Below are 11,210 nucleotides of genomic sequence, written 5' to 3'. Positions count from 1 at the left end.
AACGTCCTGTGGGCCATGATCCGTGACGGAGCGTGCTATCACGCTTCACCTACCGTCACGGCTGCGGCTTGACAACACGATTGGGATGTCCTTCGGCCCCTCGTCCAGCGGCGGCGGGTTCGTCATCGAACCGTCCGGCACGGTCGGGGTGTGGGTGTTGGCCATGCATGTCAACAGGCCCCCGCCGTAGGACACGTTGACCTGGCGGGCGGGATCATAGACGCCGGCGGGGAACCGTGACGGCTCCGGTCGCGTCCGGGGTGCGGGCGAACCGCAGGGCCCAGGGCCGCGTGTCCGGCCCCGACGGGGCTTCCGTGCTGAGCGGCAGCCTGCCGCCGGCGAGCGGAAACGCTTCCTGGGCCCGGTCCATGGTGGTGTTCAAGGGCTCTCTCCTTCGGTCAGTTGATTTCGGGGACCGGCCGGGGTGGCTGGAGCAACGAGGCGCCCCGCCCCGGTCGGGTGATTGCGGAGTCCTCACACGGTCATCAGCTCCGCGACCCGGGCGAACTCCTCCTCCAGGCGGTCGCGCCCGAGGGCCGCGAACTCGCGGTCCAGGTCCGCCGGTGTCACCTCGCGCAGCTCCACCATCGTGCGGGCGGCCCGGACCCAGGGAGCCCACTGGGACCCGTACTTCACCTGCTCCATGTGGCACCCGGGGATGGGCTGGAGCGTCACGGGATGATGAAGGGGACCGACCACACCCCATGCGGGCACGCGCCGCGCCCACGCCGCCACGAAGCGTCCACCGCGCAGGGCGTGGCAAAGCTGGATGGAGATCCCGGCGCAGGGTACGCATACCGGCGGGCTCGTCGTCCGTTCCCCTTCCCGGATCGCGCCAGCGCTGTCCCGCAGGAGAAACAGATGCGGGCCGTGCGGGTCCGGCGGCATGCGGGAGCAGACCTGGCACATCATGTTCAGCATTGCCCGGCGCTGGCGGTAGGGGTGGACGTTCCGGAGTTGTGGGCTGCCCCGGCGCTGCTTGGGCCGCAGGGTGTAGCGGGCCCAGAGCACGCCGAAGCTGTCGCGGTCGTACGGGGTTTCATCCGCGTACGCGATCCCCGGGGCCATGCGGCGGCGGGTGATCGGGCACTTCAGGAGCCGTTCCTCACTCCATCCGGCGATGTACGGGACAACACCTGGCGGTGCCGGAGGCAACACGATCGAGAACCTTCCTATGTCGGGACGAGGGTGGCGGCCCGGCACACCGCTGGGCATCACGGGGTCGGGTGTGCCGGGCCGGGCCCGCTGGCCCCCGCGGGGGAGCGGGAAGCCGGCGGGCGGCTGGAGGCTCCGGTCGCTCCCTGGGGCGCGAGCGACCGGAGCCGGTCATCGGGTCAGCGGCCGATACCGGCCATGAGGGCGCCCATGAGAACGGCCAGAACCAGCGCGTAGAAGACCTGGACCTTTGAGCTGTCCGGCCTCATACGCATCGACGCCGCTCCTCCCGAGCCGCCTCGACTGAAGCGAGGCAGGACTCCAAAAGCGCGCCTGCCGGTATCGCCTCGGCGCAGAGCAGCGCACCCGTTCCCCGATGACAGGGCGGGACGAGCAGTAGCCCACAACGTTGACCCGTCCGTTGTCACGGGTGACCGTCCCGTAGCGGTCCACCTGGTAGACCCGCATGTGGCTGAGCGGCGGGCTCGCGTGCGGGGGCCGCGCCCCTGCGGTCGTCTGTCGGTGGGTCACCGGCGGTTGTCCCTGACGAGTCGATACAAGCTGCGGCCGACGGTGCAGTTGGCGGCTGTCGCCTCTGTCTCGCACAGGTCGCACATGGGCGTGTGGGCGAACAGGCCGCGGTGCGCCCTGTCAGCGACGCACTTTCGGCAGGCGCGCGGGAAGCACGTACCCGCGTCAGCCTCCTGCTCGCCGAGGTCGACGGCAGTCTCGATCGTCAGCGACTCGCCGCCCCAGATGCACACGCGGCCGGCCCCCCGGGCCTCGTCCAGGCTGTCCAGGTCGGGCAGTCCCAAGACGTCCAGCACCTCGGTCGGCGGCACGTTTACGGTCTCGCTCGACATGGTCACGCCTCCACGGTCATGGTGATCCGTCTCACACTCGTGACCGTAGAAGCCCGCGCGTACTGCCGCCGACCGGAATCCGGTCGCTACACCTCAAGCAGCGAGGATGCCGACCTTCGCCGCCAGCTCCGCCGCCCGCCGACGACGAGCAGCCTGCGTCGACTCCACCTCTTCCAGCAGGATCGCCCGTGCATATCCGTTGTACCGGATCGTCTCCGGCGCAGCCTCGAACGCCTTCTCCAGGGAAGCGACCGCCACGTCCGGCTGGTTGTCGAGCTGGTAGCCGCGGGCCTCCTCGATCCGGTGCCGGGCCCGCCGCGGACGCGACTTGATCACGGTCGTGTCGGCCTTCGCCGCCTGCCGCACGGACTCGCCGCCCTGGCGCAACTCCACCGCCACGGTGACCGCATGAGCGCCCATCACGGCCCGTCCGAAGCTGGTGACGGGATGGTAGTAATCGGCTGGCAGTCTGTTCGCCATCTTCTTGGCCTTGTCCCAGTGCCCCCACGCGATACCGGTCTCCCGCCGGCGGGCCGCGGTGTAGCCGAGTTCGAACTCCAAGGCGCCGGCGATGGCGAGGACATCGTCGCTCGCGTCCGGCAGCAGCGGTTCCAGGAACCGGACAGCCTCCAGGTTGATGGCGTCAGCCGCGTCGAAGTGCCGCGCCCCGGAGTCGCGATGTGCCTGCCCGAGCAGCCAGGCGGCGACGCCGATGGTGTGCGGGTCGCCGGAGTCCTGGGCTGCGACCATGCCCCGCTCGGCGACGCGCCACAGCAGAGCGGCATCCGGTTGGTAGGCGATGAAGAACTGGCTGAGGCTGTAGGTCTCGGCGAGCAGGGCCTGCGCCGCGCGCCGTTCATTGGCGGTGTCGGCGTGCCGGACGAGGGCCTGGCCGTCGCGGATGAGATCGGGCAGCAACTTGCCGACGGCCTCGCGGTGGTTCTTCGCCCCGTGCCGTTCTTTCCACGCGGCGTGCAGGCGGGCTTCGAGGTGCGCCACGGGCGGCGGCTCGGTGTCTGAGGACAGGGTGAAGGTGTCGATAGCGGCCTTGACCGCGGCGAGGCGTGGGTGGCCGGGGCCGATGAAGAGGTCGACGTGCATGTCTGGGTGGCCTGTCAGATCGGCGAGGTCGCCGACGCGTAGGGCTTCGGCGATCCGCAGCACCATGTCGAGGCCGGGGGCCTTCTGCTGCCCGTTCTCGATCTTGCGGAGGGTGTGTGGTGAGAGCGCTACGAGGTCGGCGAGCTGGGCTTGGGTCATTCCGCGGCGTTCGCGGAGGATCTGCACTCGTTGGCCGAAGCGCACCGAGTCGGCGTACGGGCCCGGGGTAGCGTCAGATGGCACGGTCTCGCCCCAATCTCTGAACAGGTCGCACTGTCAGGGTAGGAGGCGGGGCCATTTTCGTGTGAGGACTCAGCTGTCTGTTCACGTCCGAGCATGACGAAATAGCCCCTGCCGCCCGAAGACGGCAGGGGCGGCTGCGATCGCCCCAGGGGTAACTCGGGCACTCGGCTCGGGCCGGCTTCATCACCAGTCCAGCGTGGGCTGATTCCCGGGCGCCCGGACCGCGCATCCCTACGGCATGACCGGCCTGAACGACGAGGGCGGGTGGTGGTCAACCGGCCTTGACGGGTGCCCCGCCGGCGTCGTACACCTGCCCAGTGATGGCGTTCACTCGGATTGTGTCCGCGGGATCCGGTTCCTGTGCATCGTCGGCCTGTCCCACGCGGGGCCATGTCACGTTCACAAGCCAGTAGGGCCTCCACGCACCGGGGCCAAGGCCCCTTCTCTCGGCTGTGCAGGTTGAAGATGATGTTCGTGCACGGCAGGTCCCCGCACGGCTGCTCGTACAACTGGTCGATCTCGTACCGGTCGCCCAACGCCTCATCCACAGCCGCCTCGACGGCCCGCTTCTGGTCGGCGTCCGCTGCGGAGAGGCCGGTGCCGTCAACGTTCGTGAAGTCGAGCATCGGGCGCGCGACTCCCGAGCCGAGGAGCAGCAACGCGGCGGAGGCGATCAGCGCCCCCTTCGCGCCGGCCTGCCAGACGAGCGACCGGCGCACCGTGAGCACGATCACGGCGCTTGTGACTCCCGCCAGTCCGCCGATGATGTTCATTTCGGCGTCCGAGCTGTCGCACACGCGCCCCAAGCCATCGACGGTGGCTTGGGTGAACTCGATACCCAGGGGCATGGCGATGACGGCGACCAGGACAGGGAGCGGGCGGCGGGCGGACAGGAGAGCGAATAAGCCGACAGGCACCATCATGGCGAGATTCCACCACCCTTGCGTGGTGTGGAAGGGCTCGGCGAACTGATGGTTGAGGACGCACACGCCGCCGGCCGAGCCGCCGTCCATGAGGGTGACACCGAGGACACCGGTGACAGTAAAGGCGAGTCCGGACCACCACACGCTGTGAGAGTTGCCCAGTCTGCGGGCGAGCGCCCATGCCGCGCCACCGAGAACCAGGGCGGTCAATGTGCAGGCAGCCAGATAGCCGACGTGGTGTTGGAAGATCGCGGAGAACACGGCGCGGTCCTTGCGTAGTCAGAGCGAGGCGGGCAGGGGGACGGCAAGGCCCCGCCTCATCAGACGGGGCCTGCGGGACGCTGGTTTCAGCAGTGCGTGGAAGGCGCATCGGGTCCTGGCTGACTGGCGTCCGGAGACGACAGATCTGGGGATCGAGCGTGTGGCTCCAAGTAATTCGCCACCTGACGGAGTTGCAGCACCGGGACGATGCGCGGCCGATGAACTCGGCGTCTTCGCAGCGGGGCTGATTCCCCTCGGCCCGGCACCTGGCGCTCACGCGAGCCGACCAGCACTGACCCGGGGGTAGAGTCCGCGCCATGCACCCGGTCGCTCGTTCCAGCACTCGCCTTGCCCTCCGTGAACTCGCCATCGAGGACGTGGACATGGTGCTCGCCATTTACGGCAGCCCCGAGGCAACGGAGCACCTGTCGTTCGAGCCGCGCACCCGCGACCAGGTCGCCCAGATCGTGACCCGGTCCATCGCCGCCGCCACGGCGGACCCGCGCAGCGAGTACGCGCTCGCCGTCGTCAAACGGGACACGGACGACCTGATCGGGTTCGGCCGGATCGCCACGGACCCCCACCAGCAGCGCGCAGCCACCTTCGGCTTCGCGCTGCGCCCGGATGCCTGCGGCGTCGGCCACGGTCTCGAAACCGTTCTCCTCCTCCTCGGTCTCGGGTTCGAAACACTCGCACTGCACCGCATGTGGGGCGCCCGTTCCCCGCTCAACGAAGCCTCAGCGAAGACGATGGCGGCCGCGGGCATGGTCGAGGAGGGCACCATCCGCGGTCACATCCTCAAAGCCGGACAGTGGCGCGACTCCGTCGTACACGCCATGCTCGCGGACGAGTGGGCCACCCGCGCGCAAACGCCCTGATCGACGCCCTCGGCCTCGGGACGCCGCTGACCGCCTGGCCGAGTACGCCGACCTGAGGGGTGCCGCCTGATGAGCACGGTGACGTTCCAACGCCACGAGGCCGACGCCGCCGCACGGCAACTGGACGTGTTCCTCCCCGCATACGAAGAGGTGTACGGGGAACCGCCGTACTGTGAGGGCCCCAGCGACGTTGCCGGCGAACTGCACGCCCGCCTCCTCCAAGGCCTGGACGCCGAACGGGTCACGCTCACCGTGCGCCAGGAACCCGAGGCCGCGCCCGCGCAGTCCGCCTACGCAGCCTGGGGATACCGGAAGATCGGCGTGTCCCACCCGTGGCCGCAGGCGCCGTTGTACGACTGCATGATCCGCGAACTACTGGAGGGCGGTCATGGTGTGCCGTTGGTGTGTCAGGTGCGCCACAGGGTCGCGTACGCGCCGCCGGGCTTCAGCAGTTCGTCGTGTGAGCCGGCCCTCCTCCAGCACGGCCACCCGGTCCGCCGCCGTGAGACGGCTGGTGTCGGGGGCGGCGGACCCGCGCCTTCCGTTACGCCGTCCACTCCTTCCACGGCATGTTCCAGCCGTTGAGGCCGTTGTCCGGGGCCACCGTGCGGTCGTCGGAGTTCTTGACCACCACCACGTCGCCGATCATCGAGTGGTTGAAGAACCAGGCCGCCGGTGCGCCCTTGTCCCAGCCGCCGCGCACGTCCCGCAGGCCCACGCAGCCGTGGCTGGCGTTGTAGTTGCCGAAGGCGCCGCCGCCCCAGTAGTTGCCGTGGATGAAGGTGCCCGAGGTGGTCAGCCGGATGGCGTGCGGCACGTCCTTGATGTCGTACTCGCCGCCGTAGCCGACGGTCTCCCCGTTCATCCGGGTCACCGTCAGCTTCTCGCTCATGACCATCTGGCCGTTCCAGGTGTCGTAGCCGGGCTTGCCGGTGGTGACCGGGATGGTCTTGATGACCTTGCCGTCCTGGGTGACCTTCATCGTGTGCTTCTTGGCGTCCACGACGGAGACCTGGTTGCGGCCGATGGTGAACTTCACGGTCTTGGTCTGCTTGCCGTAGACGCCCGGCCGCCCCTCGACGCCGTCCAGGTCGAGCCGGACGGTGACCTTCGTGCCGGCCTTCCAGTACTTCTCGGGGCGGAAGTCCAGGCGGTCGTTGCCGAACCAGTGGCCCTCGACCTCGACGGCCGGCTCGGTGGTGATGCTGATGGCCTTCTCGACGTCCTCGGGGTGCGTGATGCCCCGGGTGAAGCGCAGCGAGAACGGCATGCCGACGCCGACCGTGGACCCGTCCTCGGGGGTGAAGTACCCGGTGAAGGTGTGCTGCGGGGTCAGTGTGGTGAAGCGGGACTCCTCGGCGGCCTTGCGGCCCGCGGAGTCCTCGGCGACCGCGTGCACCGTGTACGCGGTGGCGGCGGCCAGATGACGGGAAGGCGTCCAGCGGGAGCCCCCGCCGGTGATGGTGCCGTCGACCGTCCTGCCCTTGGCGTCCTTGACGACGACCTCGGTCAGTTTGCCCTTGGCCGCGGAGACCTTCAGGGCCCCGCTGGTGCCGACCGACCGGGCGCCGTCCTTGGGCGCGATGGTGACGACGGCCTGCGACTGCGTGCTCTGCTGCGTCGAGGAGTCCTTGCCCTTGCCGTCCTGGGAGCCGGACCCGGAGTCCGACCCTGAACCGCCGCACGCGGTGACGGCCATGAGCAGGACGCCGGCTATGACCGCCGGCAGTCCCTTCCGCGTCCGCCCGCCACCCCCCTTGCCCGTCCGCCGCCGCGCGTCAACCGACGCCCCCGATATCGGCCGCACGTTCAACTCTTCTCCCCTCCGCCGGGCCTGGTCAGGCCCCCGCCCCGGTGCGTCGCACGCGCACTCTGGCGCATATTAACCGCAGGGTTTTGAGCTTCGTGTCAGCCAATGGTCACCGTTCCGTCGCAACTTCCGCCGGCCGCGGCCCGCCCGTCGGCCACCCCAACCGCTTGCCCCTTCCGGTTATTTGACCGCGCCGCCCGCCTTCCACTCCTTCCAGCCCATGTTCCATCCGCTCAGGCCGTTGCCGGGATCGACGGTCTCGTCGTCGCTGTTGACGACCTCGACGACGTCCCCGATGAGGGTGCGGTCGAAGAACCAGCCCGCGGGCGTGCTCGGACTGCCGCCCTGGACATCCCTGAGTCCCACGCAGCCGTGGCTGACGTTGGTCACCCCGGGGGCGTCCTGGGCCCAGTAGTTGCCGTGCAGATAGGTGCCGGTGTCGGTGAGTTTCATGGCGTGCGGGACGTCGGGGATGTCGTACTCGCCGCCGAAGCCGACCGTCTGACCGTTCATCCGGGTGACCTCGTACATCTCCATGACCACCATCTTCCCGTTGTACGTGGTGGTCTCCGGGGCCCCGGCGGTGATCGGCACGGTGGACAGCAGCCGGCCGTCGCGCCGCACCTCCATGGTGTGCTCCGCCGCGTCGACCAGCGAGACCTGGCTGCGGCCGACGGTGAACTCGACCGTCTTGCGCTGCAGTCCGTACACGCCGCGGGCTGCCTCGACGTCGCGCAGCGCCACATCGACGGTGACCTTGGTGCCGGGCTTCCAGTACCGCTCGGGGCGGAAGTCGAGGCGGTTCTTGCCGAACCAGTGCGCGCGGATCTCGACGGCGGGCCGCGCCGTGACGCGGACGGCGCGTTCGACGGCGGCACGGTCGGCGATGTCCCGGCTGAAACTCAGCGAGACGATCATCCCGGTGCCCACGGTGGAGCGGTTCTCCGGGGTGATGTACGCGATGAAACGCTCCGCCGGCACCTGGGTGGTGAACTCGGTGTGCCGGGCCGAGCGGCGCCCGTGCCCGTCCAGGGCCACCACGTCCACCGTGTACTTGGCGGCGAGCGCCAGTGCCCGCTCGTCGGGCTCCCAGGTCATGCCGTCGCCGGTGATGTGCCCGGCGACCGGACTCTCCTGGGCGTCCTGGTGCTTGACCACCCGCACCGACTCCAGGCGTCCGCTCGCCACCCGTACCCGCAGCCGTTCGCCGGGGCGCACGTTCTTGCCGCCGTCGTCCGGGGTCACCCGGATGGCCTCCTCGGGGGTCGGCGGCTTGCCGAACAACCGGCCGATGCCGAGGTCGTCCGCGCCGCCCGAGGTACAGCCGGCGGCGCCCGCCAGCAGCCCTGCCCATGTCAACACCGCGGCCAGTGCGGCCGTCGCGCGCCGTGCGCGCCCATGTCCATGCCTCACGCGTGACTCAACGACGGCCCGGCCCTGGGGAAACGTGAGTGCGACGCACGCTGTGGGCAGAACAGGGGGAGGACGACGAGATGGGGAGCCGCCGCGCCCGCGCGAGCCGCCGCGGGCGCGCCGTGTCATGCGGCCGGACGCGCCGTTGCCCGAGGGGTCCGGCGCGCCCGGCCGCATGGCGCGGGCCGGGTGCGCCCCCGTGGGCGAACGAGCCGACGCAGAGGGGCCGACAGGGTGACGAGCGCAGCCGAGCAGCGGGCGACGGCTCAGGGACGGGCCGGGCAGGACGGCCGCCGGGCCGCCGCGACGAGCGGCGCCCGGCGGCCGACGCCGCCCGCACCGGCCGTCTGGCCGGGCGCCTCCACGCCCCTCGGGGCCCGGTTCCGGCCCGGCCCCGAGGGGCGTGCCGGCACCAACTTCGCGCTCTGGGCGGGCGGGGCCGAGGCGGTCCAGCTGTGTCTGTTCGACGACACCGGCCGGGAGACCCGGGTGGCGCTGACCGAGCTGACGCACGAGATATGGCACGGCTTCCTGCCGGGCGTGCGGCCCGGCCAGCGCTACGGCTACCGGGTGCACGGCCGCTGGGACCCGTGGACCGGCGCCCGGTGGAACCCCGCCAAACTGCTGCTCGACCCGTACGCGCGCGCGGTGAACGGCGAGTACGCCTCCTCAGGGCTGGCACCGGAGCTGTACGGGCACGTGCGGGACTGGCCGGAACAGCATGTCGCCGACACCGTGCGCGACGAGCGGGACTCGGCGCCGTTCGTCCCCAAGGGTGTCGTCGTCCACGATGACGACGACTGGGCCGACGACCGCCGGCCCAAGACACCGTGGGCGGACTCGGTCATCTACGAGCTGCATGTCCGCGGATTCACCAAACTGCACCCGGGCATCCCCGAGGAACTGCGCGGCACCTACGCCGGGCTGGCCCATCCGGCGGCGATCGAGCACCTGGTGCGGCTGGGCGTGACCGCGGTGGAACTGCTGCCCGTGCACCAGTTCGCGCACGAGGACCACCTGCTGCGCCGCGGCCTGCGGAACTACTGGGGCTACAACTCGATCGGCTACTTCGCCCCGCACGCGGCCTACGCCGCCTCCGGGACCACCGGCGAGCAGGTGGGCGAGTTCAAACGCATGGTCCGCGCCCTGCACGCGGCCGGCATCGAGGTCATCCTCGACGTGGTCTACAACCACACCGCGGAGGCGGGCGAACTGGGCCCGACGCTCTCCCTCAAGGGAATCGACAACCGCGGCTACTACCGCCTCCAGGACGACGCCCGCCGGTACGCCGACTACACCGGCTGCGGCAACACCCTGCACGTCGTACGGCCGCAGGTGCTGCGCCTGATCACCGACTCGCTGCGCTACTGGGTGACGGAGATGGGCGTGGACGGTTTCCGGTTCGACCTGGCGGCGGCGCTGGCCCGTTCCATGCACGACGTCGACATGCTCTCCCCGTTCCTCGCGGTGATCGCCCAGGACCCGGTGCTGCGCCGGGTCAAGCTCATCGCCGAGCCCTGGGACATCGGCTCGGGCGGCTACCAGGTCGGCGCCTTCCCGCCGCTGTGGACCGAGTGGAACGACCGCTTCCGTGGCGCCGTCCGCGACTTCTGGCGCGGAGCGCTGCCGGACATGCGCGACCTCGGCTACCGGCTGTCCGGCTCCAGCGACCTGTACGCCTGGGGCGGCCGCCGCCCGTACGCCTCGGTCAACTTCGTCACCGCGCACGACGGTTTCACCCTCCGTGACCTGGTGTCCTACGAGCGCAAGCACAACGAGGCGAACGGCGAGGACAACCGGGACGGCTCCGGCGACAACCGCTCGTGGAACTGCGGGGCCGAGGGCGAGACGGACGAGGAGCGGATCCGGGCGCTGCGGCGCCGGCAGATACGCAACCTGCTCAGCACGCTGCTGCTGTCCACGGGCGTACCGATGCTGGTGGCCGGCGACGAGCTGGGCCGCACCCAGCAGGGCAACAACAACGCCTACTGCCAGGACAACCCGATCAGCTGGCTGGACTGGTCGCTGGCGGCGGAGCCCGGCTGGCGGGCGCTGTTCGAACTGACGTGCCGTCTCATCGCCCTGCGCCACCGGCACCCGGTGCTGCGCCGGCGCGCGTTCTTCTCCGGGCGCGCCCACTCGGCGGACGGACTGCGCGATCTGGCCTGGTTCACCGCGCGGGGTACGGAGATGACGGAGGACGACTGGTACGCCCCCGCCGCCGCGCTCGGCATGTACCTCTCGGGGCGTGACATACCGGGCCGCGACGAGCGGGGCGCGCCGATCCTCGACGACAGCTTCCTCGCCGTGCTGCACGCCGGGGACCGCCCGGCGCCCTTCGTCCTGCCGGGACCGCCGTGGGCTGACCGCTACGAGGTCGTCGTCGACACCTCCCGGGAGGACCAGGCGGAGCCACCGGGCGTGGTGCACGCGGCCGGTGCGGCGATCACGGTGCCGGAGCGGGCGGTGCTGCTGCTGCGGGTCCTGTGACCCCGGCCGGACGGGCCGTGGGGTGCCGCCGTACGTCCGCCGCGCGGCCTTACGCCCCGTGCGCGCATCTGTG

Annotated in this window: 10 protein-coding genes and 1 pseudogene; 3 read left to right on the top strand and 8 right to left on the bottom strand. The window is 70.6% G+C overall.

The genetic code is table 11. The annotated features are described in order from the left end of the window. Nucleotides 1–45: 45 nt before the first annotated feature. The 6 genes from ACIRFL_RS32800 to ACIRFL_RS32775 form a co-directional block, all read right to left on the bottom strand. Nucleotides 46–195 (bottom strand): hypothetical protein, encoded by a 150-nt coding sequence (locus ACIRFL_RS32800; RefSeq protein WP_404035679.1) that lies wholly within the window; start codon nt 193–195, stop codon nt 46–48. Between the two features lie 19 nt (nt 196–214). Next, nucleotides 215–382 carry a hypothetical protein gene (locus ACIRFL_RS32795; protein ID WP_404035676.1) on the bottom strand — a complete coding sequence of 56 codons (168 nt, stop codon included), beginning with the start codon at nt 380–382 and terminating at the stop codon, nt 215–217. Nucleotides 383–474: 92 nt separating this feature from the next. Further along, a complete protein-coding gene (locus tag ACIRFL_RS32790; RefSeq protein ID WP_404035674.1) occupies nt 475–1,068 on the bottom strand; it encodes a hypothetical protein in 594 nt (197 codons plus the stop codon). A gap of 614 nt (nt 1,069–1,682) precedes the next feature. Then, complete coding sequence (locus tag ACIRFL_RS32785; protein WP_404035671.1) at nt 1,683–2,018, bottom strand: hypothetical protein; 336 nt, start codon at nt 2,016–2,018, stop codon at nt 1,683–1,685. Nucleotides 2,019–2,111: 93 nt separating this feature from the next. After that, a complete protein-coding gene (locus tag ACIRFL_RS32780; RefSeq protein WP_404035668.1) occupies nt 2,112–3,278 on the bottom strand; it encodes a helix-turn-helix transcriptional regulator in 1,167 nt (388 codons plus the stop codon). Continuing rightward, nucleotides 3,275–4,546: a VanZ family protein gene (locus ACIRFL_RS32775; protein WP_404035666.1), complete on the bottom strand. Its 1,272-nt coding sequence runs from the start codon at nt 4,544–4,546 to the stop codon at nt 3,275–3,277. Before ACIRFL_RS32775 ends, ACIRFL_RS32780 begins: the two co-directional genes overlap by 4 nt. Nucleotides 4,547–4,863: 317 nt before the next feature. On the opposite strand from ACIRFL_RS32775, the gene ACIRFL_RS32770 reads away from it, so the two are divergent. Continuing rightward, nucleotides 4,864–5,424, top strand: coding sequence for a GNAT family N-acetyltransferase (locus tag ACIRFL_RS32770; RefSeq protein WP_404035663.1), 561 nt, complete (start codon nt 4,864–4,866; stop codon nt 5,422–5,424). Between the two features lie 69 nt (nt 5,425–5,493). Further along, nucleotides 5,494–5,799: pseudogene (locus tag ACIRFL_RS32765) on the top strand (hypothetical protein); the annotation flags it as partial. Between the two features lie 169 nt (nt 5,800–5,968). On the opposite strand, the gene ACIRFL_RS32760 reads toward ACIRFL_RS32765, so the two are convergent. Further along, complete coding sequence (locus tag ACIRFL_RS32760) at nt 5,969–7,237, bottom strand: Ig-like domain-containing protein (RefSeq protein WP_404035660.1); 1,269 nt, start codon at nt 7,235–7,237, stop codon at nt 5,969–5,971. Nucleotides 7,238–7,414: 177 nt separating this feature from the next. Beyond that, nucleotides 7,415–8,647 carry an Ig-like domain-containing protein gene (locus ACIRFL_RS32755; protein WP_404035658.1) on the bottom strand — a complete coding sequence of 411 codons (1,233 nt, stop codon included), beginning with the start codon at nt 8,645–8,647 and terminating at the stop codon, nt 7,415–7,417. Nucleotides 8,648–8,881: 234 nt separating this feature from the next. Between ACIRFL_RS32755 and glgX the strand changes: the two genes are divergently transcribed. After that, on the top strand, nt 8,882–11,137 hold the full coding sequence (glgX, locus tag ACIRFL_RS32750; protein ID WP_404035655.1) for a glycogen debranching protein GlgX: 2,256 nt from the start codon (nt 8,882–8,884) through the stop codon (nt 11,135–11,137). Nucleotides 11,138–11,210 lie beyond the last annotated feature (73 nt).

It is taken from the genome of Streptomyces sp. NPDC102462 (genome assembly GCF_044765425.1).
Classification (GTDB): Bacteria; Actinomycetota; Actinomycetes; order Streptomycetales; family Streptomycetaceae; genus Streptomyces.
This window is presented reverse-complemented; position numbering and strand designations above follow the sequence as displayed.